A 25936-nucleotide genomic window follows, 5' to 3' on the forward strand; every position below is an offset into this window, starting at 1 on the left:
AATAGCCATATATTTCGGGGTTTTCTGGTTCATGTACTTACACTCATTAGAAAGGTACTTATTAGCAGTACCTGCAACCATTATTACAGAATGGTTTATTTATCTTATTGGTTTGATTTTTATTTTAGCTGTAATATTTTCGTTATTAAATTGGTTTACTAGGTTTACCCAATATGCCGCGACACTAATGACTTCTTTGGGAATATTAGGGACTTTTATAGGCATTGTTATAGGACTTCTGGGGTTTGATACTTCTAATATAGATGGTAGCATTCCAGCCTTACTTGAAGGGCTTAAAACAGCCTTTATTACAAGTATTTGTGGATTGATAGGGGCAATAGTTTTTAATTTTCTTGATACTCTATTTTTTCAAAATATAAGCAGAAAGAATGCAAATGATACAGAGAGCCAAGTTACTCCCAATGATATTCATTTAATAATGAAGTCTCAGCATTCGTTATTAGAAAATATTAGTTTATCCCTTACAACTTTAAATAATGGGATTGTAGGAAATGAAGAGGGATCTCTTGTTGGTCAGTTCAAGATGTTAAGAGCGGATATATATCCATTACATCAGCAGCTCCCTGTGTTAACTGATTTGCTTTCTACTTTTAAGTTATTTGTATCTGAGACAAGTCAAAGGCAGGAAAACTTTGAAAAAAATCTTTTTGTTGCACTAAATGATTTTGCAGAAATGTTATCAAAAAGTGCAACAGAGCAGATTATCGAAGCATTAAAAAATGTTATTGAAGATTTTAATAACAACTTAACAGAACAGTTTGGGGAAAATTTTAAGGCATTAGATGAGTCAGTAAAGAAATTAGTTCTTTGGCAAGAAAAATATAAAGAGTATATAGAAATTATCGGTAAACAGTATGAGCAAAGTGTTAATTCATTATTAACTACTCAAGATGCCGTGAGTGGTATTTCTCAAGAGTGTGAAAATATTCCGGCGACAATGGAAAACTTAAAGTTAATACTTGAGTCTAATCAACATCAAATAGAAGAATTACAACGTCATTTAGCAGTGTTTGTAGAAATGAGAGATGCAGCAATATCAGCAGTACCTACAATACAAGATCAAATTGATAATATAGGAACACAATTAAGTAATGCTTCTGAAAATATCGAGGAAAAGATGTTTACAGTTTCAGAAAGGCTATTGGATGGTTCAGCTCAGATGCAGATTGCTTTAGAAGAAGGGGCTTCTCACTTTAGAGATTCTGTTACTACAACTCAACAGTCCTTTAATGAATTAGCAAATACCGTTAAAAATTCTTCTGAGGATTTATCAGAGACATTGAAAGATACATCAGAAGAGCTATCCCAATACTCCCGCGCTACCGTGAATGAAATGAAGGATGCTACTACATCTATGCAGAATGAAGTTGTAGAGTCAGTCAGTATAATTCAAGGTAGAACAGAAGCGATTGGTAATGAAATGACTCATGTTTTAAATGAATTTAAACAAAACTGTGAGTTATTGGTGCAAGAGTCTTTACTTAAGTCATCAGAATTAACAAGAAACTTGAATGAGCATTTAGAACGTTCTAGAAATTCACATGAACAGTATTTGCAAAGTAGTGTCGAGAAGACGGGACAGATTATTAACTCTGAACTAGAAAGTCTAGAAAAAGCGACAGCGAGAGAGATTCAGCGAGCAATACAGGAAATGGGTGATTCTCTTGTAAAAATTACAGGAAGGTTTGTTCAAGATTATGAGCATATGGTTAATGCAATGGATAGAGTTATAACGAATCATACGAGATAGATGATAAAGGCAATCTGAGATGCAAAAAATATTTGGAAAACCTAAGTCTAAGAAATCAATGCAGCATGGAGATCATTGGATCTCTATGTCTGACTTGATGGCAGGATTAATGATGGTGTTTCTACTAATATCTATAGCTTTTATGCAATACATTAAAGTTGAAAGAGATAAAATCAAAGAAGTTGCAGTAATGTATCAAAATAGTCAGGTAGCACTTTATGAAGCTCTTCAAAATGAATTCGAGGATGATTTGTCTATATGGGATGCTGATATTGATAAGCATACTTTAGAGTTTCGTTTTAATTCGCCAGAGGTTTTATTTGATACCGGAAAAATAGATCTTAAGCCTCAATTTAAAGAAATTTTAAATGATTTTTTCCCACGCTATTTAATGGTGATAAGTAACTTTAAGGATAATATCGCTGAAATTAGAATAGAGGGGCATACTAGTTCTGCCTGGGGAACATCAAGTACGGTGGAAGAAGCATATTTTAATAACATGGAGTTATCTCAAGGAAGAACCCGTTCAGTACTACAATATGTTTATTTGTTACCTGAAATAGATAGCAATAGATTTTGGATTAAAGATAAGTTTGCAGCAGTTGGCTACTCCTCGGCGCATTTAGTATTTGATGATTCAGGAAAAGAAGATGAAGAAAAGTCTCGTCGCGTAAGCTTTAAAGTCATGACTAATGCAGAAAATCAAATCAGAAAAATTGTGGCGAATGAGTGATGAAAATAGTTGTAGATTTTAGTCAATTAAAAAAGTTAGCCAATATTATTGGTAAACAAGATGTAAATTTCACTTTAGAGTCAGTGGACACTTTATTTGAACCTATTGATATTGATTTAGGTGAGGGAATTTCAATATCAGCCAATGAAGTTGAGGTTACAGGTGGATTGTTGTCTTATAAAGGTAGGCAAATATTACTTTATATAAAAGATCACTCTTATGGGAATATTTATGAACGGGCTTTAATAGATGGGAAGAATGGAAATAAATTTCATGTTGCGAATTGTAAAACATTAGAGCAGATGATGAGTAGAAAAAGATATCAACGTTATATTGCAACGGCCAATTTAAGTGGTTCTTTTACTATAGGTGCGAATGGAAAGCCTGATGCCCAAGCTAGGCTATATGTTTGCCAAAACTGTTTGACTCTACTTAATTATCAGCAATCAAGACTTGATTCTGCAAAGAAAAAAAGTGTGGCAGAAAACTTTAGTCTTACCGAGTTTTTTGCTACCTATAGTTCCTTCTTTAAATTCATGCCTCACTATAATGAAAAAGTGAAGGTTGGATACAGTGATGACTGGCCTCAAATCTCTAAGACAATTAGAGAATTACATCGATATACTTGTCAAAAATGTAAAGTGAATCTTTTTGAGAAAAAAAACTTATGCCATGTGCATCATATTAATGGGGTTAAAAGTGATAATTCGGTAAATAACTTAGAGGTCTTATGTGCCGATTGTCATCGCAGAGAGCATGATGGGTTACTTTATGTCAAACATAGTGATATGAAAACTATTACAAGACTTCGTAAGGAACAAGGAATTATTAGTTCTAATTTAAGTTGGGATCAAGTTTTAAAGTTTGCAGACCCAGCATTGATAGGGGAGCTAGGTATTTTAAGAAAAAATGGAATGGAAGCTCCGACCTTGGGTATAGAGGAAGATGGGAAATATCTAGATATTGCTTGGCCTAATAAAAAGAGAGCTATAGCATTAGAGCAAGTAAATTTATCTCAATGGCATGTGGATCAACCAGGAGATCATTTATAAAATTGGTTTTAACGATTTTTGATTGTTGAAAAGATTGAAGCATAGGCAGTTATGTAATGCCTATGCTCAGCTTATTATATTTTATATTATCGCTCCCGTTTTCCGCGTCTTCTCGGAATGCCTTGGTAATTAGTGGTGAACTGTTTACCACGTTGATGTTGACGCTGACGGCGCTCTTTATGGCTCTCTGCCGGCACTAAAGCCTCTTTGCCGGAACCGATCAGATCACCTCTTCCCATATAGCGTAGTGCTTGACGCAGCTGAGGCCAATTATTGGGATCATGATAGCGCAGGAAAGCTTTATGAAGTTGCCGGCGTTTGAGGCTCTTTGCCGTTCCTACATGTTCAGAATTACGACGAATCGGCTTGAGAGGATTCCGTTCAGAGTAGTACATTGCCGTTGCCACTGACATCGGTGTCGGCATAAAGGCTTGGACTTGATCTGCTCGTAGATCATGCTTTTTTAACCAGAGTGCTAGGTTGAGCATATCTTCATCACTAGTTCCGGGGTGAGCTGCGATAAAGTAGGGGATCAGATATTGCTCTTTTCCTGCTTCGCGAGAGTATTTTTCAAAGAGTGTTTTAAAATCCTCATACGCTTTCATGGATGGTTTCATCATCTTCGAAAGCGGGCCTTCCTCCGTATGCTCCGGGGCGATTTTAAGATATCCGCCCACATGATGTGTTACCAGCTCTTTAATATATTCTGGCGATTGCGCGGCAAGATCGTAGCGAACGCCGGAAGCGATATGGATACGCTTAATACCCTCAATTTCTCGTGCTTTTTTATAGAGATCGATAAGGGGCTTGTGATCTGTATTGAGATTTTGACAAATACCAGGATAGACACAGGAGAGTTTACGGCAATGCTTCTCAATATTAGGGTCTTTACACGCTAAGCGATACATATTGGCGGTAGGACCACCAAGGTCTGAGATATAGCCTTTAAAGTCGGGGCTGCGATCTCGAATCTCTTTCACCTCTGCTAAGATAGAAGCTTCAGAGCGGCTCTGGATAATGCGTCCTTCATGCTCTGTGATTGAACAAAAGGTACAACCGCCAAAACAGCCCCGCATAATACTAACGGAGTGCTTGATCATCTCCCATGCCGGAATATGGGCATCACCATAGCTAGGATGTGGTGCTCGTTCAAAGGGAAGTGCGTAAACGGCATCCATCTCTTTGGTCGAGAGAGGGATTGGTGGCGGGTTGATCCAAACATCAAGATCCCCATGTTGCTGCACCATCGGGCGCGCATTAAAAGGATTGGTTTCAAGGTGTAAAATACGACTAGCATGAGCATAGAGCGCCGCTGTTTCTGTGACATCTTCAAAGCTAGGTAGACGAATGGTGAGATCGGTTCGGCTAATATTTTCGCTCTTGAGGGTCGATTTTGCTTGATCTTGTGTTGGCGCTTCAAGGGCGACATTGGTTTCGCAATCACGACTTGTGATGGTTCCGTAAGGATTGATATAAGGATCAATCTTACCCACATGATCAAAGTGAGTAGAATCGAGTTCATGGCGCCCAAAATGGTGTTTTCCATGAGGGCGAATAAGGGCAGAGCCACGAATATCGGTAATATCCGTAATCTTTTCACCGGCAGCAAGACGGTGGCTTAGCTCCACAATAGAGCGTTCACCGTTGCCAAAGAGGAGAAGATCAGCTGCGCTATCGACTAAAATAGAGCGACGAATCGTCTCTGACCAATAATCATAATGAGCAACTCGGCGAAGAGAGGCCTCAATTCCACCGATAACAATCGGAATATCGCGATACGCTTCTCTTACCTTTTGACTATAGACAATCACCGCTCGATCAGGGCGTTTACCATTCACATCTCCGGCAGTGTAGGCATCATTTCGGCGAACTTTACGATCTGCCGTATAGTGATTGACCATAGAGTCCATATTACCGGAGTTAACTGCAAAGTAGAGATTCGGCGCTCCTAAGCGCATAAAATCATCGAGCGAGCGCCAATCGGGTTGAGAGATCACTCCGACACGAAAACCTTGCGCTTCTAGCAAGCGGCCTAAGATTGCAGTACCAAAGCTTGGGTGATCGATATAACTATCGCCTGTGACAAAGATAATATCGCAACTATCCCAACCGAGAAGATCCATCTCTTCTCGTGTTGTAGGAAGAAATGGCGCCGTACCAAAACGATGAGCCCAATATTTTCGATAGGAGAAGAGCGGTTTAACGCCGTCATATTGTCGCATAGTAAAACCTATATAAGTAAAGGATTGATACTGACCGGTTATCGCCTGAAAGTGGCGGTAAGAGCGGTCATAGATGGGCTCGATAATACCCTTTTATTGCTTAATATCCAAGAAAATAGGGTAAGTGATAGAGAAATATTGTGTGAAAGTATTGGTTAAATTTTGATCAAAAAGGGCGAGGTGGAGCGATTCTGCTTTAAGAGATATTACTATTTACGAGCGATTTTTATCTCAAACTTTAGCTATCTATCTGTTTTAATAGGGTTTTTTTATTCAAAATTTTGGAGTATCACTCATCGTTATTTGTAAATCATTTCTGTTTGTAACTTATTGATTAAAGAGGTTTCTCTCAATTCGTAATGTGGGAAATAGTTGTTATACTGTTACGTAAGTTAAGTCGTTGCATTGAGTTGTAGCGATCGTCCGATTCAATAATTTCAATAATAAAGAGGGAATATAAAATGAAAGGAAATAGCGACGTTATCGATTACCTAAATGTTCTACTTGCCGGTGAATTAGCAGCAAGAGATCAATATTTCATCCATGCAACTATGTATAACGAATGGGGATATCAGAAGTTATTTGAGCGTATCTTCCATGAGATGGATGATGAAACTGAGCACGCGAAGAAGATCATTGAGCGTATCTTGATGTTAGAAGGTACTCCTAAAATGGTGCCGGACGTGATCCATATCGGCTCGACAGTTGAAGAGATGCTTCAGAGCGATCTCAACCTTGAACTGTCAGTGCGTGAAGCATTGAAGAAAGGTATTGCGCTCTGTGAAGAGAAGCAAGATTATGTTACACGTGAGATGTTAGTTGAGCAGTTGAAAGATACAGAAGAGGATCATGCTCACTGGTTAGAGAAACAACTTCGTCTTATTAAGACTATTGGTCTACCACTCTATCTTCAAAATGAGATCGCTTAAGATCGCTTAAGACCGATTTTAAGGTGATAGCGATCTATTAGGATCTTTTAAGATTGAATCTTAGGGAATTGATTTAACAAACCTAGAGAATCAATCTTTAAAAGATCAATATCTATTTTTAGAAATTGGGGTAAATCATATGAAAGTTGAACGTTCTGTCTTGTTGCAACTCAATAAGGTCTTAGGGCAATACTTAATCTCTATTAACCAATATTTTTTGCATGCACGCATCTTAAAAAATTGGGGCTTTGAAGGATTGGGTCATCCGGTCTATAAGAAATCGATTCAAGATATGAAAGAATCAGATGATCTTATTGAGCGTATTCTTCTGCTTGAAGGGTTACCTAATTTACAAGAGTTAGGAAAATTACTAATCGGAGAGGATGTTCCTGAGATCTTAAAATGTGATCTCGATCGTGAATATCAGAAGCGAGCGGTTTTAGTTGAGGCGATTGCCCACTTAGAAGAGGTGCAAGATTATGTCTCGCGTGAGCTTTTAGAGGGACTTCTCGATGAGAGTGAAGAGTATATCGATTGGCTTGAGACTGAGAGAGAGAATATCGAGGTATTAGGCTTAGAGATCTATCTTCAGCAGTTAATTGAGAAGAAGTAGCGCTCAATTTTATGCACTAGATTTGATGAGATCATTGATAGACGGCTAATCTCATCATCTCATGGCCTTGATCCCTCATTATTATCGATGACTCAATGAGGGATTGAGTTTGGCATCATATGTGACATAAGTTGAGCGGTAATCGATAATTTAATCGTTGACAGAGTTAATCGTTGGTAGAGATCCTCTATTTAGTCTCCATTTCTCCATTCAATAAATAGAAGAGCCTATCAACGATCTAAAATGAAAATATCTAAATAAAGATGGTTTCAAAAATGGTTAAAATGGTTAAGATTATCGCTCAGTTATAATTTATCAATACTCTATCTGCAACGCTCAATTATTATTGATAGTAATGATTGATAGTTGTTATTGAGAGTAGTGATGAGTTTGAGAGTCATAATTAAAAATCTCAGAGGATTTAATCAATTCTCTGAGATTTTTTTTTGTAATTTTTGAAACGCTCTTTTGTAAGTTCTGATAGAGCGAGATGTTTGTTGATTGTATCGACAAATTTCGTGATAACTATCGTAACTCATAAGCCTGGGGGATGGGGTTATGGGTCGATTGAGGAGATGCTTCTCCCGGCAATAGACTTCTAGCAATATCGGCACATGAACCACACCCTGTTGCAACACCTAGCTGCGCTTGGAGTGCTTCAAACGTTGTTACGCCATTTTCGACAGCTTCAACAATTGCTTTATCAGTAATCCCATTGCAAAGACAAATATACATCATTAATTCCTCTTATCGATGATCGCTTTCTACATACTAATAATAATTATTCTTATTTGCAAGTAGTAAATAGTGCGATTTGAGAATAAAATTATTCGAAGAGGGAGCAGTGATGAGTGCAAGGCAGTAAGTGAGGTAGGAGAGTCGTTAAATCACGATAGTTGCAGGAGGTAGTGAGATCGAAATCGTTAAACTAATGTTGGGGCTTTCTTTTGTTATCGATTCTTTTCGAAAGAAAAATGAATAAAATGAGTGAAAAGATCAAAGTTAGAAAAAATATGCACTATATTATGAGGGAAGGTTTTAATGAGATCGTGATAATCGGCATTTTATCGAGGTTTTAATCGGCTATTGTCGACAAAGTGTAATATTGTTAATGTCATATTTATTAATGCAATATTATTAACTTGAAGAGTGCAAGCGTCGATAAAGCTGATAAAGATCTCAATAAGTTAAAGTAGATTTTATGCTAGAAAGGGAGCTAAACATTGAGTAGAGAGATTAAGAGTTTACGAGATAAATTGTGGCAACGGGGTGAGCTGTTTCGTACCATTCGCGATTACTTCTTCTTAGAGGAGGTGGTTGAGGTTGATACCCCGATTATGAGTCAATTTGGCAATCCTGATCCTGCGCTACTTAACTTTAAGTCTTGTTATACCGGGCCTGGAAAGCTTCATCATTGCGAAACTTATCTAATCACTTCTCCTGAATATCATATGAAGCGCCTTTTAGCGGCAGGTTCTGGATCTTGTTACTATTTAGGTAAGGTTTTTCGAGATGGGGAGTTGAGTCATCGCCATAATCCAGAATTTACGATGCTAGAGTGGTATCGAGAAGGATTTGATCTAGAGATCCTCATGGAGGAGGTTTATCGCCTTATTCGTATTTTAAGTGGGAAGGATCTTGAGCGAGAATCTTATAGTTATCAAGCGGCTTTTCAGAAATTTTTAGGGATCGATCCCTTCTCAATGACACTTGAAGCATTAATAGAATTTATTGAATCTAAAGATCTCTCTTTGACTTTTACGCCAAGAGATCGGGATGAAGCGCTTGATCTTATTGTCTCTCATCTCTTAGAGCCACAATTTGATCGAAATAGTGTCACTTTTCTCTATCATTATCCGGCAACTCAAGCTTCACTAGCGAAGATTGTTACAGATGATGATGGAAATCTCGTTGGAAAACGATTTGAAACTTACTGGCAGGGATTAGAACTGGCAAATGGTTATGAGGAATTAACAGAGAGTCAGGAGCAGAGAGCTCGCTTTGAGGCAGAAAATAGTCTGCGCCAACAGATTGGATACGATACTGTTCCGATCGATCAGCTTCTTTTGGAGAGTTTAGATCAGCTACCATTCTGTAGTGGTGTTGCTTTAGGGGTTGATCGTCTACTGATGGCGATCTGGGGCAAGGAAGATATTGCCGATGTGCAAGCCTTCGGTTTTGAGCAATCATAAGGTTATTTGGGTAATTATCTATTGAAATAAATAGGCTGAACGCTGCCGGATCTCACTATCGCGTTTTTCCAGAAATTACGTGCCGGCAGTTGGCAATGACTCGATTACCAGAAATTTTCCCGGCATGGGCGTCATCGATGCTGACCTGCGGGCATGCAGTGGTGAAAAGAGCAAGATAGTTGGCTCCCGCCTTTCAACGAATCCTCTTAAGAATTAATGATTGAAAGTTAATGATCATCAATAGTTATCATGATCAGATATTCTTAATCATAATTGGGTATAATCTTGAGAGGTTATTTTAAAGAGAGGTTGCCGGTTGGAAGATCGAAAACCACTTAAATAGTTGTAGATCTAAAACTTGGGAAACTGAGAGACGAGGTGAGAGGATGGTGGATGCGCCGAAGCCCTTTTGGCAAACATTGCGCTTTATATTGAGTAATCTTATTGTGTTGAGCTACTTTTTAGTGCGCGTCACACCGGAGAGTAGGGTTCTTGATGGGATTGTCTTTACACTCGATACATTTTTAATCCCAATGTTTGTCTTTATTGCTGCCTATTTGACGCAAGATATCTCATTGAAAGAGATTAAAAAGGCGATGATTCCCGCTATTATCACCTGCAGTGGTTTTCAATTGATTAATACGATCCCGGCAATAATTGCTGGGGAGTTTTCGCTTTTGAAGTTTTTTATCGAGCCGCTCGATGGCGTCTGGTTTATTATTGCCGTTCCGCTCTGGCAGGGTTTTAGTAAGATGCATGCAGAATTACGCCATCATCCTGTCATAACGATGATTATCTTCTCCATCATCGGATTTACTGCCTTCTTCTATGGACTACCTTATTCAGGGCTCTTCTCTATTGTTGCTTATTTTCCCATCTTCTTTCTAGGTCGCCGCATCACTCATGAAGCGATTCATCGCTGGCGCTCTGCACCTATCTATTTTCCACTCCTTCTATTAGCGATTGGTTTAGCTTCCGCCTATTTTGGTTTTATCCACTATCCTCATCCTCTCTCATTTAGAACGCTCTACCATCTTCCTCTACAAGAGGCGATTATCTATTATCTACTCTTTATGTCACTTTTAGGCATGTTTGGCATGGTGATTATCTATGGTATCCGTTATCTTGCCTTTTTAGAGAGCGTTGCACCTAAGGCTTTGGGGGTCTATCTGATCCATCCTATTATCTGTGTGATTGTTTTAACTGCGTTAGCACACTCTCAAATTGCTTTAACATTGCCGGTAGCACTCTTTCTGACGCTTGTAACGATAGTTGTTGCAGTCGGTCTTGCCTCGATCTTCCCATTCAATTGGTTATTAGCACCAAAGATTTCTCATGAAGAGTATGAGTCAGCTTAGTAATAGAACATCAATAATAAAATCAATAAGAAAGTCAATCAGAGGCTTAATAAAATAAAACCTAAACAGATCTCTCTGTCTAGGTTTTCAAAAGCATTGCAATAGTGCTAGCTGAGATAATCGATAAGATTGATGAATCTAAGACTCAGTCTAGAAGTTACTCTTCATCTTCCTCTTTGATCTGCGCTTTATCAAATGCTAAGCGAGAGTTGAGGCGAAGCACCGCATTATCAAAACGGCGTTGATCGGTGCGATTACGAATCTCTAATTTTGGTACGGGGGTCGGTGTGCCATTATCATTGATCGCAACCATAGTGAAATAGCAGCTATTTGTGTGGCGTACTTCACGAGTCTTAATGTTTTTGGCTTCAACACGGATACCGATCTCCATAGAAGTGCGCCCAACATAGTTGACGTTTGCATGAAATGTAACAAGCTCTTGAACATAGATGGGTTGTTTAAAGACCACTTTATCGACCGAAAGGGTAACAACATAGGATCCCGCATATTGGCTCGCGCAAGCATAGGCGACTTGGTCGAGGAGCTTAAGAATATTGCCCCCATGAATATTTCCTGAAAAGTTAACCATATCCGGTGTCATTAAGACAGTCATACTGAGTTCACGTGTGGGTGTTTTTGTATCAATCATTTTTCCTATCTCATTTGAAATCAATAAAAGGTATAATTGCTCTCTATTATAGTGGGTCAGCTGAAATCATACAGTATCAATTAGTATCAAACCCACTTATTCTTTTTATAAGAGTGATTACAGAAGTTAATGAGTGTTAGCGAGAATATTGCTAATAAAATTGTTTGAGTCCCTTTGTTATTCTATAAGCAGACTTGTAGCTTTTATTAATAATTTTATTGAAAACCTATCATTAAGGGATCATTAGACTTATCAATATAGTCAGCTTAGTCAGCTAAATCGGCTGAATTAGCTCGATCGGTTTTGATCAGACCCAATCAATTGATATCAACTAACTTTAATCAACTCTACCTTTATTTATATCACGATAAATTATTCCGGCAAGATAAATGAGTTATTTAGAACAATTAAATGAGAGTCAATATGAAGCAGTGACTGCACCGCTTGGGCCTGTTCGCGTATTGGCAGGTGCAGGTTCGGGTAAGACGCGTGTTTTAATCTCTAGAATCGCTTGGCTATTAGAGACTGAGCAGGCAGAACCCTTTGGCATTTTAGCTGTTACCTTTACCAATAAGGCAGCATTTGAGATGCGTACGCGATTAGAGGATACGCTAAAGTTTTCATTAAGGGGGATGTGGATAGGGACCTTTCACTCTCTCTGTCATCGTATTTTACGGCTCCATCATCGCGATGCAGGGCTGATTGAAAACTTTCAAATTCTCGATAGTGATGACCAGGTGCGTCTCTGTCGTCGCGTTATTCGGGCAAGGGGCTTAGATGAGAAGCTCTATCAGCCACGCGTGCTAGCCAATTTTATTAATGGGCATAAAGAGGAGGGGCGTCGAGCGCAACATATCGAGGTCTATAATGATGCTTTTACAAAAAATCTTGTTCAGCTCTATCACGATTACCAGACACTGTGTGAACAGTCGGGGCTCGTTGATTTTTCAGAGATACTTTTAAGAACAGTAGAGCTCCTTCGAACTCATCAAGCAATCTTAAACCACTATCAAGAGCGCTTTAAGTTTGTCTTAGTCGATGAGTTTCAAGATACCAATAGTGTGCAATATGCTTGGTTACAGCTACTCTCCGGCAAGCATCATAATCTCTTTGTTGTAGGGGATGATGATCAGTCAATTTATGGCTGGCGAGGCGCAAAAGTGGAGAATATTCTCCATTTCGATACGCATTTTGAGGGGGTAACAACTGTTCGATTAGAACAGAATTACCGCTCTACTAAGGCGATCTTAGAGGCGGCAAACCATGTTATTGAGAAGAATGATACCCGCTTAGAGAAGCGTCTCTGGACCGATAATGAATCGACACAACCGATCATTCTCTATCGCGGAACCGATGGTTATGATGAGGCGCGCTTTGTTGTAGAGACGATTAAAGAGCGGTTAAAAGAGGGATATCAGAAATCGGATATTGCAATTCTATACCGCTCAAATGCGCAATCTCGACTCTTTGAGGAGCTTTTACTACGTGGACAGATCCCTTATCGAGTCTATGGTGGTCTACGCTTCTTCGATCGTGCGGAGATCAAAGATATTATGGCTTATCTGCGCATGGTGGTAAATCCCAACGATGATGTCTCGCTTGAACGCAGTATGACTACACCGCCAAAAGGAATTGGGCAAGCGACGATTGAGATGATTCGAGAATATGCCGCACAGCAGAGAATCTCTCTTTGGGAGTCGATGCAGCATCTTCTTGAGGGGCAGCAACTGACCACTAGAGCGCATAACGTTCTTCTCGCTTATAGTGAGCAGATTCATGATCTTATGCTAAAAGTAGATGAGATGAAGCTCGATCAATTCTTTGCTTACGCCATTGAGCAGAGTGGATTAAAAGCACAATATAAGAAGGAGCCACTCAATCGAGGAGAAGATCGGATCGATAACCTCAATGAGCTCATTACAGCAGCAGAGTACTTTATGATGAGTGACCAGGTGGAGTTAGCTTTTAGTGATGATCCTGTGGATATTCAATCTTTAACAACAAGAGAGCAACTCGATGCCTTTATGGGGCAGACATCACTCGATTCTAGTGATGCGCAGGCGGAAGAGGGGGAGGATTCGATTCAATTGATGACGCTTCATGCCTCAAAAGGCTTGGAGTTTCCCATCGTCTTTTTAGTGGGGATGGAAGATGGCATGTTCCCCAGTGATGCTTCAATTCAAGAGGCTGATCGTTTAGAAGAGGAGCGCCGATTGGCATATGTTGGCATTACTCGGGCAGAAAAGGTTCTCTACCTTTTAGGAGCAGAGCAGCGGATGATCTATGGTAAGACGCTCCGGATGCCACCTTCCCGTTTTATCCGAGATATCCCCTCTCATCTTGTTGAGATGATCGGTCCAGCGATTGCGATTCGACAAGCATTACCTAGTAGTAAGGCTGGGAAGCGAGAGCAGTTTGAAGATAATATTGATGGATATAAGATTGGTCAATTTGTCTCTCACCCCAAATTTGGTGATGGTGTGATTCAAGGGTTTGAGGGCGTTGGCGCAAGCACCCGAGTGATCGTAGAATTTTCCGAATCAGGGCGTAAGGTTTTAGTTTTAAGCTTTGCTAATTTAAAGATTTTATAAATAATTTATAGAGGTTTTGTAAACGCTTTGTAAGCGCTTTGTAAAAGTTTTACAGCTATTTATTATGAATTTGTAATATTTATGTAAACTATTTCTATACTTTTATTGTCTATTCTTTTTAGAAGAGAGGGAATATGATATAGATCATGTTACTAGAGGTGGAAACTTGCTTTATATCAATAGTGTAAAGTGAAAGCTCAGTTAGACTATTACTCATTCCCTAGTAGTAGGCAATAACAAGTTCAAATCATCAATGCATTTCGTCTATTAAATGTTTATTTGAATGGATATGCCTAATATTTTACTGGTTTTAACGTTACGTTAGAACCAGTTTTTTTTGTCTTAAAAGTGATGTTAATAGAGCGCATTTTATTTACTTTTGTTAAAGATGGGTCTACCCTAAATCAGAATGATTAAGAAATAAAGTACAAGCCACAAGCCACAAGCCATAAGCTACAAGCTACAAATTACAAAGTACAAGACACCTAATGCTAGGTCACCTAGTACTAGGTACCAAGTACAAAGAATAAAATAAGGAGTAAAAGATGTTTCAAGCGCTCTATCTACAAGACACCCCTGACTTTAGTTGTTCTCTCGCATCAATCTCGCTCGATGAGCTCTATCAAGAAGAGGGTGATACCTTAATTGAGGTTGAATATTCAACTTTAAATTACAAAGATGCGTTAGCAATCACCCATCAGGGCAAAATTGCTCGTCGTTTCCCAATGATTCCCGGGATTGATCTTGCAGGCCGTGTTTTAGAGAGCCGGTCAGATGCGGTAAAGGTAGGAGATCAGGTATTTATCAATGGATTAGGTTTAGGTGAGAGTCATTATGGCGGCTTAAGTGAGAGAGCTTATCTTAAGGGAGAACAGCTTTTACATCTGCCCGAAAACTATACCTCTTTTGATGTAATGGCATTTGGGACAGCGGGATATACTGCGGCGCTTTCAGCTGCACGATTATTAGAGTTAGGTTTAACGCCGGAAGGGGGAGAGATTCTTGTTTCAGGCGCAACAGGCGGTGTCGGCATGGTTGCAATAATGCTTCTCTCTCGCTTAGGTTTTGAGACGGTAGCGCTCACTTCGAAAATAGATCAACCGGAGTTTTTTACTCAGATTGGGGCTAAACGAGTTGAAGATGCGCGAAGCTATTATGAGGCAGGGCGCGTACTACAGAAGGGGCAATACCAAGGTGCGATTGATGTTTTAGGCTCGATCCCGCTCGTTAATATCTGTGCGCAGATTCAATATGGTGGTGTTGTTGCCGCTTGCGGTTTAGCGCGTGGAATGGATCTTCCTGGAAGTGTGGCACCTTTTATTCTGCGTGGTGTCACACTTGCCGGTATTGATAGTGTAATGGCACCCCGATCGGCACGACTCAAAGCGTGGAAGCTCTTGAGTGAGAATATTCGTAGCGCAGAGATTCGCTCGCAGGTTGAAGAGATCACTTTGCAAGAGGCGATACCTACCGCTAAGAAGATGATTGCCGGTCAAATTCGGGGGCGGTATGTTGTTAAAATTTAGCGTAGATTTAGCGTAGTATTGATCTGAAATGATAGGTGCAGGATGAGCTATTTATCAATCTGGCGAAATTGGCGATTGAAATAGAGAAGTCCTGCATTCTGGTCATCACTAATTGCCATATAATCGAGTTCAAGGATAAAGAGAGTGTGAGTACCAACTTCATAAGTTGCAGTGACGCGCCCCTCTAAATTAGCTAAAGCTCCCTTAAGCAGAGGCAGATCAGAAGGTCCTTCTGTAAACTCAAAGCGCTCAAAACGCTCTTCCATTGAGACAGGATGCATACCACCAAAATATTCTGCCGCTTCTTGTTGTTCAGCGCTTAAGATATTGACTGCCATACGATTGTGAGCTTTAAAGGCGGCGTTGCTGGCACTATTTTGATTGATAGAGACAAGCATTGTCGGAGGTGTATCAGTGATGGAGACAACCGCTGTTGCCGTTAAGCCACATCGTCCCATTGTGCCATTTGTCGTGATAATGTTAACCCCGGCACCGAGTTGTGCCATGGCATCTCTAAAGCTCTTCTTAATATCTTGATGGTGATCAATCACTATCTCTTTCATTCTATTATTCCCTCCTGTAGTGAACCATTGATTCTAGCGCTTTCTCCAAGGTTTGAAAAGTGGAGAAGCGATCTTCCTGTTATGTGGGGGAATTGAGATCGGTCTTGCTAATAATACGTTGATAGACCTCTGGGTAATGATCCTTCCATGCTGTGTGTGCTTTGATAATATCGCTGCAATCAATATTAATAATTCGCTCACTATCGCTCTCAATAGGGTAGTAACCAATCGGTCTACTCAGTTTGATATTGGCAATTGCGTAAGTGGTATGGAGCGTTGCATCGTGAATAGAGTGGCAATTGTAGATCTTGCCACTAATAGCGGCTGTTAAATCTTCCCACTCTTGAGCATTATTATCGACCGCTCCCCCTAAAAGAATCACATTATTGATCTTAATTTCAGGATGGTATTTGAGAAGCTCAAGTGCATAGAAGATAACACGGCAACCTAAAGAGTGTGCAATTAGGGTGTAAGGCCCCTCTTTACATTGATAGAGGATATTTCCTAAAATCTCCCCGGTATCTGCAGCTTTCTTCATCGAGACATGCCACGGGTTGGTAATGGCGCTATAGGCAAGTTGTGCTAAAAAAAGTTTTTTAGAGAAGATATTCCCCAGTTTTGGGGAGAGAAATGAGCTCGCAATATCTTGGATATTTTTCGAAGCCCATGTTAAGCCATAGATCTCAATATTATCGGGAATAAGCTCAAAAGCACGGCACCAATCTTCAAAAATTTTATCGTGCTCTTTTAGAAACCCATTAATCACAATTGCGCGGTGAGCTCTATTTTGAGATGCTGATCTCTCCTCTTTCCCACTTTTTGGGGATGATTTACTCAATCGAATAATTTCAAAGCGTTCATCATCGGTAAAATATTCACTAAGAAGGTGTTTGCCGATCGTCGCCCCAAAACTGTAGCTTTTATTCTCAAGGGAGAGTAATCGTTTATATTCGGTAATATCTTTAAGTGGGGGATCGAGCGGTGCAAAGCGAATAATCGAACCATCATGTTCTGCGCAGCGCTCATTATCCCAAGAAAAGAGTTTCCCAAAACTCTTCTTATCAGCCCCTTTAGCCATATTGTCGCAAAATCGGCACTGTACGGTGTAATTGCCACATTCAGCACATTGATAGATGCTTCTACGTAAGCGATGAGCCTCTATCAGTTGATGATCTCTCTTATTGAGGCACCATGAGCAGTAACGATTCTCTAACATCTCTGCTATTTCTGCCTCTTCAAGTTCCTTCTCAATTGTCTCTTTCTGCTGCACCTTATAGGTTTTATGATCAATTTTCCGTTTATCTTTCCGGCTTGAATCTCGCTTCATCTCTCATCCCCATTTAACAATTACTTATCCCTAAATCTATCCATTAACAATAATCTGCGCGATATCGGTCGACCCACATTGCTGTTGCTCCACAGACAGCTGCGGGCATAATAAAGAGATTGATAATAGGAATCATCGTTAAGAGTGAGACTAAAGCGCCAAAGGGGAGGTTGAAGAGGCGATCCTTCCCAAGGCGATTCTTCATGTCAGGAAAAGAGATCTTATGGTTATCAAAAGCGTAATCACAATATTGAATCACCATCATCCAAGAAGCAAAAACAAACCAAAGTACCGGCGCGGCGATATTGATAACGGGAATGAAGGAGAGCACTAAGATTAGAAGCGCACGGGGGAGATAGTAACCTAAGCGAACCAATTCTCGATGGATCATTCTCGGTATATCTTTAGCAAAAGCGGCCCATGAGAGATCAGCTGCCGGCACGCCAGATCGCTCTTCTTCTACCTTTTCGGCCAGTAGGCTATTGAAAGGGGAGGCGATAATGTTGGCGATAGTACTAAAAAAATACCCAAAAACGAGTACGATCGAGAAGAGGATAAGTGGCCAGAGGATAAAGTGGAGCCAATGAAGCCAGTTAGGGAGATAATCTAAAATTGCGGCGATCCAACCATCGATCTGGAAGTAGAGCCAGATAAAAGCACCTCCAAGAATAAAGATATTGACAACAATCGGGAGAAAGACAAAACGTTTCAAGCCCGGCTGCATCATGATGGAAAAACCCTCTAAGAAGTAGTGAAGGCCTGTTTTTCTACTTCGATCTCTTCTATTTCGATTGATCTCTTTCTGACTCATCTATATTGCTCCTTTTTGTTGCCTTGTTCCTATTCTTGCTCTTGCTCTTACTATTTTTGGAAGTCCCAAATCTCAAAGGTGTAATCATATCGGTTCTTCTCATCTTTATGATGCTTCTCTTCAAAGATGAGGGTTGCATGGCTAAAATCAAAGGGAGGCATCTGGGTATCCCCTTCGATATTGGCATGTACATGGGTGAGATAGAGTCGATCCATTAGGGGAAGCGCTGCTTTATAGATCTGCGCACCCCCCATAATCATAATCTCTTGGGCGTGATGCGCTCTCTTTAATGCCTCTATCGCTACTGAAAGATCAGGGTAGATTAGGCAGCCAGGGAGCGCATCTTCCTCTAAAGAGCGTGAGATTACTACATTGGTTCTGCCGGGAAGTGGCCGGCCGATCGATTGGTAAGTTTTTCGGCCCATAACAATCGGCTTTCCCATAGTGCTCTTTTTAAAAAATTGCAGATCATTAGGAAGATGCCATGGTAGGGCATTTTTATCACCAATTGTGCCATTATCTGCCATTGCTAAAATAAGGGAGATGATGCACTGGTTTTCTCCTCTTTTCTCTGCTGTTTTTTCTCTATCTGTTGCACGATTATGGTCGTCTCTGTTTTGATTCATTGAATACTCACTTCACTATTTCATTCATTATTTATGAATGTTGGTGTTAATAATTAATGCTGATGTTAATGTTAATGTTGATGTTAAGGTCAATTTCTATCACCTCTTTTCTCTTATTTTCTTCCTATTATAGGGGAATTTCTTTTAAAGTATCCTCTGATTAGATAAGTCGATTCTAAAAAATTGTCCCCATTAAGTCTCAATCAGCTCCTAGTTGAGTAATGAGAGAGATTCGTTCCATCCTTCAACTCTAGCTATTACACTTCTTTGGTTATTTTAAGAAATAGATAATAGACAACTTCCCTGCAACTTACGCTTAATTAAATAGTGAGGGGTGCTATAATATCGTCCTACTTATTTTAGGTGTTGATAAAAATGATTGAACAGAAAGAGAGTAACAAAGCGCCTCATAAAAAGAGCAATGCGATCTATGTATTACCTAACTTGATTACCACTGCTTCGATGCTCTGCGGTTTCTCTGCAATTTTAATGGCATTAGATGCCTATTATGGTGCTCATACGGGAGATTCGCCCCAAACCTTTACGCAAGCAGCTATCTTGGTCTTTATTGCGATGATCTTCGATGGTTTAGATGGTCGCGTTGCCCGAATGACCAATAGCTCTAGTGCATTTGGCGAGCAATATGATTCTTTATCAGATCTGATCTCCTTTGGAATTGCCCCAGCACTGATTATCTATCTTTGGGCATTAAAAGAGAGCCATTTCAATATTATTGGCGGGATCTCTTGGTTTGTCGCCTACATCTATCTTGCATGTGCGGCGCTTCGTTTAGCACGCTTTAATGTGCAGATTGGTAAGGTGGATAAGCGTTTCTTTGTGGGAATGCCAAGCCCAACAGCTGCGGCAATCGTGGTCGGTCTTGTCTGGTTTGGAGAAAATGTGGGTTTAGAGACACCATGGAAAGATTATGCCGCTTTAGTATTGACGCTCTATGCCGGCTTGATGATGGTGACTAATATTAAGTTCTTTAGCTTTAAGGATCTCCGTTTTCAAAATCCCGTTCCTTTCTTCTTTTGGGTCCTACTTGTTTTAGCTTTAGGAATCTTAGCGGTCTGTGTGGTACGCTTCCCAGGGGAGTCGATCTTTATTGTATTACTTCTTTATGGATTATCAGGTCCTGTTTATGGGATCTTCCGTTTTCGTAAGAGAAAGCAACTCAAGAGCCAGCCAAAAGCAGCAAGACAACGTTAGCATTATTAGTCGATTGACCGATTAGTAGATTGGTTGATTGGTCAACTAGGCAACTAGCTAATTAGGCAATTAGATAATGAGACATCACTCTATATTCGGTCTATATATTATCGGTTATCTAGCGCTGTGATTATCTAATGTTGTTTTATAGGTTATTAAAATTTTAATGGGTCAGATGAGGTCGATAGGGCCTCATCTCTTTTTTGATAGGGAGTAGGAGAGATGGATACCAGACAAGCTGAATATCTGAAGCTGTTGGGGATTCAAGCCTGGTGTAAGCAGGAGGATCTCCCTATAATTCAAGCGCATCTTCAGCAGGAAAAAGCACCACAAAGGGGGAATGGCGCCCCATTAGTGAGAGCGCCGAAAGAGGGGCGTATACGCTTACAAGATCAGATGGCTTCTCTCTTTGATGAACGGCCTTCTGGAAAAATGCCTGATCAGCGATCTGTGGCGGGAATGGCAGGGGGGCATCTGGTCGATAAAGTGCCGGCGTCACATTCCGGCGGGGCAGAGCAGCCTCTAATAACTGAATCATTATCGGAGTCATTATCGGAGTCATTATCGCCCCAAGCCTCACAGAGGGAGGGGATGCCGCTACAGGAAACGGTGCAAAATACGACTGATCTCAATGTTTCAAGAGAGCGTATTGCACCACAACAATCTTTTCAGGTAGAGGTTGCACCAAGAGCGCCAGAGAAGATTGCAGTGAGAGGGCCATTTACCTCAACTCCCTATCAATTTCCGGCAGATGCCTCTATTTATTCGCCACAATTTGCCGAGAGTATTCAGCAGTGCCGGGGGTGTGAGTTTTCACAATCCCGACATCAAGCGACATTACCGCGACAATATCCCGATGCGCCCGTCATGGTGATTACAGATATTCCGCTAAAAGAGGAGATGTATCAGGGGTTAGTCTTAGATCGCGCGGATGAGTCCTTCTTCTATCAGGCCCTCACTCGTGTCGGCTTTAAGGTTGAAGAGCTCTATATTACCCCTTTTATTAAGTGTCGGCCGCCTGAATTACGCGATGTGGAAGAGAGTGAGTGGCATGCCTGCTATGCTATCTTACGGCAGGAGATTTTGGCATTACAGCCGAAGGTGATCTTTCTTCTAGGACGAAATTGCGTTAAATTTCTTCTCCAGAGTGAGCTTCCCTTTGAGTCACTCCGTTTAACACCCCATCAATTGACCTTTGACGGGGTTACTATTCCGGCAGTGATCTCCCATTCACCTAAAGTTTATGCGCGAAATTCCCGTTTAAAAGCGAACTTTTGGCAAGATGTGAAATTTTTACACCGGCAATATTCTTGCTCAAATCGTATGCTATGACGATTCAATGAGTAATATCAACAGAGCGATTCTGTAGCCAAGCAGTTTTAAGAGACGTTATTCTGCACTTTTGATAACTTTGATGATCTTTAATAACTTTGATGATCTTTAATAACTCTGATAAGAGCTGATAAGAGCTGATAAGAGCGATTAAAGATGCTGTAAAGATCAAGATACTCATCAGAAGTATCTTATTAGGGAGGAGAGATGGAAAAGAGAAGAGAAGAGGAGATTGCCGCACTATTTGCACGCCTATCAATTGTGCCGGCAACAGTAGAAGATTTAGAGCGTATTGTTGAAATTGAGCAGAGAGCCTATCCTGTCCCTTGGAGTAGAGAGCAGCTACTTGCCGTCTTTCAGCAGAAGGTGATTCGCTTAAAACTTCTTCTTGATGAAGAGATCGTAATCGGTTATGCCTTTGTCTCTATTGTATTAGATGAAGGGCATCTGCTCCACATTACAGTTGATCCGCAATATCATGGAAAGCGATTAGGATACTATCTCCTCGATGCGATCTTAAAATTAGGGGAGAAAGAGAAGTTGGCAACACTCTTTTTAGAGGTCCGTGCCGGGAATGAACCTGCGCGCCGGCTCTATGATCGGATCGGATTTAATCAAGTCGGTCTGCGGAAAGGGTACTATCCTTGTAATATCAATGGACGGGAAGATGCGATTGTGATGGCTTATACTTTTCCAACGGCAATCTTTAATTTCAATTTAGAAGCATAGAGATAGGAGCATAGAGATAGAAGCATCGCTAGCAATCGGTGATCAATATCGATGATCAATGTCGGTGATCAATATCAGTAATGAATACCGATGAGTAGCATTAATGAGTCTATAAGAGAACTTTATAAGACTCGTTTACAAGTGAGTTAAATTACTAAACGCGTTAAAAGTAGAGGATTAATAATGAGTGAGAGTCATGAAAAAGCAGTTATCCAGCTCGATCTGAAAGGATTAAACTGTCCCATGCCGATCTTAAAGACAAAGCAAGCATTGATGCGTGCCGAGAAGGGGGATCGATTAGAGGTCTATGCCACAGATCCCCATGCAGAGATCGATTTTAAAGCCTATTTAGCACGAACAGAGCATCAACTTCTCTCTTTTGAGAAGCGGGATGATCTCTTTATCTTCTTGATAGAAAAGGCATAATTGAGCTCAATATCAGAAGCATCAGAAGCATCAGAAGCATCAGAAGCATCAGAAGCATCAGAAGCATCAGTAATAGTAATAACGTTAAACATTAATTAAGTTAATTAAGGTATTGATTGGTTAAAGACCAAAGAACGCATGAAGATTATTCGTAGAACCCCCCAACACGCCCATATTGCACCGCAACATTCCCCCTTTCTTCAAGAGATCTTAAAAAAGAGAGCCATTGAGGATCCGGCAGAGCTCGATCTCTCCCTTCGTGGGCTCCACTCTTTTGAAAGCTTGAGCAATATAGAAGAGGCAACAGCGATTGTTGTCGATGCGATTTTGAAGCAGAAAGAGATCTTAATTGTAGGGGACTATGATGTCGATGGTGCGACAAGTATTGCGTTAGCCGTGAGAATTTTACGGGAGTTTGGATCTCATCATGTACGCTATACTGTGCCGCATCGCATCTTAGATGGTTATGGACTTTCAACACCTCTAGTGCGTAAGATTTTACGTAATCCGCCCGATCTTCTGATTACGGTGGATAATGGCATCTCCAATATTGATGGCGTTGCGCTTGCCCGTGAAGAGGAGATTGATGTCATTGTTACAGATCACCATCTGCCACCGGAGAGACTTCCTAACGCGAATGCCATCGTCAATCCCAATTTAGTGGGAGATCAATTCCCGAGTAAAGCATTAGCCGGGGTGGGTGTGATCTTCTATCTTCTCTCTAGTGTGCGGGCAAGATTGCAAAAAATGGGATACTTTGGGCAAAATCCAGCTCCCAAGTTGGGGAAATATCTCGATATTGTTGCGCTAGGAACGGTGGCGGATTTGGTCCCGCTTGATGCTAATAATCGTAAAATTGCTCAGCAGGGACTTTTAAGAATGCGTCAAGGGATTACAATTCCGGGGATTGCCGCGTTAATTGAGGTCTCTAATCGCAATCAAGCGCGTCTTTCAACCAGTGATATTGGGTTTGGGCTTGCTCCGCTTCTCAATGCTGCAGGTCGACTCGATAATATGCAGGTGGGAATTGAGCTTCTTTTAACGGAGAGCCCAGAAGAAGCGCGAGCTATTGCGCATGAGCTCTTTAGTATGAATGAGGAGCGTAAACGAATTGAGCAAGAGATGCGTGAAACGGCTGATTTTATCCTCAACGAGATCTCGTTAGATGATCAAACATTGCCACTTTCGATCTGTCTTTATGATCAATCTTGGCATCAAGGAATCACCGGGATAGTGGCTTCTCGTATTAAAGAGCAATATTATCGTCCCACCTTTATCTTCGCTTATGATAATGAGGGCTTAGTCAAAGGATCAGGGCGCTCTATTCGGGGCATTCATCTTCGAGATCTGATGAGCAATGTTGCGCGAGATAATCCTGGCTTGATTGTTACTTTCGGGGGGCATGCAATGGCAGCAGGACTCTCTTTAATGGAAGAGAATATCCCCCATTTCCAGAAGGCGATGGAAGAGGAGATCGAGCGCTTTTTAGCGCAGAATGGAGAGGATCAAGAGGCGCTTTTGAGTCAAAAGATCTACAGTGATGGACCACTACCACCGACGGCTTTCAATCTGCACTTTGCCGATGAGATTAAGTTAGCATTCCCATGGGGACAGCAATTTCCCGAACCGATCTTTGATGATCGCTTTGAAGTGCTCGATTATCGTATTCTCAAGGGAGCTCACCTAAAATTTACGCTAAGAGCGCCGGAAAATGGGGAGACTTTTGAGGCAATGGCCTTCTTCCAAGCGCATCAATTAGTGGATCATGTTGGGGAGATTCATTGTGCATTTAAGCTCGACATTAATGAGTGGCGAGGGAATCGTAATCTACAGTTGATTATCGATTACTTTACGCCGGTGGCATAATAGCAATAATAAATACGGATGATACGGATGATACGGATGATACGGATGATACGGATGATACGGATGATACGGATGATACGGCGCCACCATCACCGTTTCTGACTTCTTTTATGTTTTCGTTCACTTTTCTTTTTCTGCTATCTCCGTTTTGTTCAGTCGATAAGGCAACAGAAGACACAATTTGGCAGACATAGACTAACTTTATACTTTTTATTCAGTTTAACGAAGTATAGAGGCGTCTTATGCAACAGATAGAGACCAGATTAGAGTTAATCGGATTAGAGTTAAATCTAGGATTGAATCATTCTTTGTTGAATCAGCGCTTATTATTCCGGCGCTATTGGCAGAGATTTTTTTGGCACTTTTCGTCCCCTATTTTACTGCTTTTCCTATTACTGTTGATCATCGTGCCGGCAAATGCAGTTCCGCTGCAGCATGGAAAGAGTTTAACCCCTGCTATATTAGATGAGATTATTGTGCAGGAGTATTTTGTAAGTGAAAAGCTCGATGGTGTTCGTGGCTATTGGGATGGGGAGCAGCTTCTCTCCCGGCAAGGATATGAGATCGTTGCACCAAAATGGTTTACAGAGCATCTTGGCGATATCCCTTTAGATGGGGAATTGTGGTTAGGGCGAGAAACCTTCCAAGAGATCTCTGCCTTGATCGCGCGTGCAGATCGGGAGGATCCGCTCTGGAGTAGGGTGACTTATCAAATTTTTGATCTGCCGGCAGAGCGAGGCCCCTTTCGTGATCGCGTTGCCAAGATGGCGCAATATCTACCCCTTTTAGCGGAGAAAAATCCCCATATCGCAATGATTCCTCAAATACGAGTGAACTCTAAAAGAGCACTTAAAAGAGAGTTAGATAGGGTAGTTTCGCTAGGGGGAGAGGGATTGATGCTCCATCATCAAGATGCTTTCTATCAACCCTATATTCGTCACGGTCAGCTGCTGAAGATGAAAAAAGTAGAGGAGGATTGTGCGATGGTGATCGGTTACACTCCTGGGAAGGGTAAGTATCGGGGCATGGTAGGGGCTTTGCGCGTTAAAAATGTTATTGAAGGGGAGACGAAGTATTTCAAAATCGGCTCCGGTTTGAAGGATCACGATCGGCAATCACCACCAGAGATTGGGCAGTGGATTCGTTATCGCCATAATGGATTTACCGATCGAAAGATTCCTCGCTTTGCTCGCGTTATCGATATTAGTGGTGAGCATTGTGAGCAATTATCAGAGCAGGAGTTTAGGGCGTTAGAAGAGGCAATTTAGCTTGAGATGAGATTATCTGTTTGTAGATATGGGGTTATCTATTATAATAATGGGGTTTATAGGATCTATATCGGATAATGGTAGAGAGCGATCATCTCGGAGATTCCCTGAAAAGTTGCTTAAGAGTGGCTGATAGAGAA

Annotated in this window: 22 protein-coding genes; 15 read left to right on the plus strand and 7 right to left on the minus strand. The window is 40.9% G+C overall.

Translation table 11 applies throughout. From position 1 onward, the window contains the following. The first annotated feature begins 31 nt into the window (after positions 1-31). Genes B9T19_RS03945 through B9T19_RS03955 form a run of 3 tightly spaced genes read left to right on the plus strand, consistent with a single transcriptional unit; the run spans position 32 to position 3556 of the window. Positions 32-1771, plus strand: a complete 1740-nt coding sequence (locus B9T19_RS03945; protein WP_094567267.1) for a MotA/TolQ/ExbB proton channel family protein — start codon at positions 32-34, stop codon at positions 1769-1771. A 19-nt stretch (positions 1772-1790) separates the two neighbouring features. Continuing rightward, the gene (locus B9T19_RS03950) at positions 1791-2504 is read left to right on the plus strand and encodes an OmpA family protein (protein ID WP_094567268.1); all 714 of its coding nucleotides are present in this window, start codon (positions 1791-1793) and stop codon (positions 2502-2504) included. Continuing rightward, positions 2504-3556, plus strand: coding sequence for an HNH endonuclease (locus B9T19_RS03955; RefSeq protein ID WP_094567269.1), 1053 nt, complete (start codon positions 2504-2506; stop codon positions 3554-3556). The genes B9T19_RS03950 and B9T19_RS03955 overlap by 1 nt, the downstream gene beginning before the upstream one ends. 86 nt (positions 3557-3642) lie before the next feature. Here B9T19_RS03955 and B9T19_RS03960 read toward each other — a convergent pair whose 3' ends face one another. Next, positions 3643-5778 carry a YgiQ family radical SAM protein gene (locus tag B9T19_RS03960; RefSeq protein WP_094567270.1) on the minus strand — a complete coding sequence of 712 codons (2136 nt, stop codon included), beginning with the start codon at positions 5776-5778 and terminating at the stop codon, positions 3643-3645. A 461-nt stretch (positions 5779-6239) separates the two neighbouring features. Between B9T19_RS03960 and bfr (B9T19_RS03965) the strand changes: the two genes are divergently transcribed. Both bfr (B9T19_RS03965) and bfr (B9T19_RS03970) read left to right on the plus strand, forming a co-directional pair. Continuing rightward, positions 6240-6707 carry a bacterioferritin gene (bfr, locus tag B9T19_RS03965; RefSeq protein ID WP_094567271.1) on the plus strand — a complete coding sequence of 156 codons (468 nt, stop codon included), beginning with the start codon at positions 6240-6242 and terminating at the stop codon, positions 6705-6707. A gap of 139 nt (positions 6708-6846) precedes the next feature. Continuing rightward, the gene (gene bfr / locus B9T19_RS03970) at positions 6847-7320 is read left to right on the plus strand and encodes a bacterioferritin (RefSeq protein WP_094567272.1); all 474 of its coding nucleotides are present in this window, start codon (positions 6847-6849) and stop codon (positions 7318-7320) included. Between the two features lie 525 nt (positions 7321-7845). On the opposite strand, the gene B9T19_RS03975 is transcribed toward bfr (B9T19_RS03970), so the two are convergent. Beyond that, positions 7846-8058: a bacterioferritin-associated ferredoxin gene (locus tag B9T19_RS03975; RefSeq protein WP_275665404.1), complete on the minus strand. Its 213-nt coding sequence runs from the start codon at positions 8056-8058 to the stop codon at positions 7846-7848. A 485-nt stretch (positions 8059-8543) separates the two neighbouring features. Here B9T19_RS03975 and epmA point away from each other — a divergent pair, with 485 nt between their 5' ends. After that, positions 8544-9512, plus strand: coding sequence for an EF-P lysine aminoacylase EpmA (gene epmA, locus B9T19_RS03980; RefSeq protein WP_233146782.1), 969 nt, complete (start codon positions 8544-8546; stop codon positions 9510-9512). Between the two features lie 386 nt (positions 9513-9898). Beyond that, positions 9899-10870 carry a hypothetical protein gene (locus B9T19_RS03985; RefSeq protein WP_094567274.1) on the plus strand — a complete coding sequence of 324 codons (972 nt, stop codon included), beginning with the start codon at positions 9899-9901 and terminating at the stop codon, positions 10868-10870. 157 nt (positions 10871-11027) lie between these two features. On the opposite strand, the gene B9T19_RS03990 is transcribed toward B9T19_RS03985, so the two are convergent. Continuing rightward, the gene (locus B9T19_RS03990; protein WP_094567275.1) at positions 11028-11519 is read right to left on the minus strand and encodes an acyl-CoA thioesterase; all 492 of its coding nucleotides are present in this window, start codon (positions 11517-11519) and stop codon (positions 11028-11030) included. A gap of 389 nt (positions 11520-11908) precedes the next feature. On the opposite strand from B9T19_RS03990, the gene uvrD reads away from it, so the two are divergent. Further along, a complete protein-coding gene (uvrD, locus tag B9T19_RS03995; protein ID WP_094567276.1) occupies positions 11909-14110 on the plus strand; it encodes a DNA helicase II in 2202 nt (733 codons plus the stop codon). Between the two features lie 545 nt (positions 14111-14655). Continuing rightward, the gene (locus B9T19_RS04000) at positions 14656-15636 is read left to right on the plus strand and encodes an MDR family oxidoreductase (protein WP_094567277.1); all 981 of its coding nucleotides are present in this window, start codon (positions 14656-14658) and stop codon (positions 15634-15636) included. Between the two features lie 47 nt (positions 15637-15683). Here B9T19_RS04000 and B9T19_RS04005 read toward each other — a convergent pair whose 3' ends face one another. From B9T19_RS04005 to dfrI, 4 genes are all read right to left on the minus strand, one after another. Then, positions 15684-16199, minus strand: a complete 516-nt coding sequence (locus B9T19_RS04005; RefSeq protein WP_094567278.1) for a flavin reductase — start codon at positions 16197-16199, stop codon at positions 15684-15686. A gap of 79 nt (positions 16200-16278) precedes the next feature. Continuing rightward, on the minus strand, positions 16279-17526 hold the full coding sequence (locus B9T19_RS04010) for a DUF726 domain-containing protein (RefSeq protein WP_094567279.1): 1248 nt from the start codon (positions 17524-17526) through the stop codon (positions 16279-16281). Positions 17527-17569: 43 nt separating this feature from the next. Beyond that, positions 17570-18337 carry a sulfate transporter CysZ gene (gene cysZ / locus B9T19_RS04015; protein ID WP_094567280.1) on the minus strand — a complete coding sequence of 256 codons (768 nt, stop codon included), beginning with the start codon at positions 18335-18337 and terminating at the stop codon, positions 17570-17572. A 50-nt stretch (positions 18338-18387) separates the two neighbouring features. Continuing rightward, positions 18388-18963 carry a trimethoprim-resistant dihydrofolate reductase DfrI gene (dfrI, locus tag B9T19_RS04020; RefSeq protein ID WP_094567281.1) on the minus strand — a complete coding sequence of 192 codons (576 nt, stop codon included), beginning with the start codon at positions 18961-18963 and terminating at the stop codon, positions 18388-18390. 375 nt (positions 18964-19338) lie between these two features. On the opposite strand from dfrI, the gene pssA reads away from it, so the two are divergent. From pssA to B9T19_RS04050, 6 genes are all read left to right on the plus strand, one after another. Continuing rightward, positions 19339-20175 carry a CDP-diacylglycerol--serine O-phosphatidyltransferase gene (gene pssA / locus B9T19_RS04025; RefSeq protein WP_094567282.1) on the plus strand — a complete coding sequence of 279 codons (837 nt, stop codon included), beginning with the start codon at positions 19339-19341 and terminating at the stop codon, positions 20173-20175. Positions 20176-20397: 222 nt separating this feature from the next. Next, positions 20398-21507 carry a uracil-DNA glycosylase gene (locus B9T19_RS04030; RefSeq protein ID WP_094567283.1) on the plus strand — a complete coding sequence of 370 codons (1110 nt, stop codon included), beginning with the start codon at positions 20398-20400 and terminating at the stop codon, positions 21505-21507. A 207-nt stretch (positions 21508-21714) separates the two neighbouring features. Beyond that, a complete protein-coding gene (gene rimI, locus B9T19_RS04035; protein WP_094567284.1) occupies positions 21715-22236 on the plus strand; it encodes a ribosomal protein S18-alanine N-acetyltransferase in 522 nt (173 codons plus the stop codon). Positions 22237-22419: 183 nt separating this feature from the next. Continuing rightward, a complete protein-coding gene (locus B9T19_RS04040; RefSeq protein WP_094567285.1) occupies positions 22420-22662 on the plus strand; it encodes a sulfurtransferase TusA family protein in 243 nt (80 codons plus the stop codon). Between the two features lie 138 nt (positions 22663-22800). Next, a complete protein-coding gene (recJ, locus tag B9T19_RS04045) occupies positions 22801-24528 on the plus strand; it encodes a single-stranded-DNA-specific exonuclease RecJ (protein ID WP_094567286.1) in 1728 nt (575 codons plus the stop codon). Positions 24529-24839: 311 nt separating this feature from the next. Beyond that, positions 24840-25796 carry a DNA ligase gene (locus B9T19_RS04050; protein ID WP_233146783.1) on the plus strand — a complete coding sequence of 319 codons (957 nt, stop codon included), beginning with the start codon at positions 24840-24842 and terminating at the stop codon, positions 25794-25796. Positions 25797-25936: the final 140 nt, after the last annotated feature.

It is taken from the genome of Ignatzschineria sp. F8392 (assembly GCF_002252045.1).
Classification (GTDB): Bacteria; Pseudomonadota; Gammaproteobacteria; order Cardiobacteriales; family Wohlfahrtiimonadaceae; genus Ignatzschineria.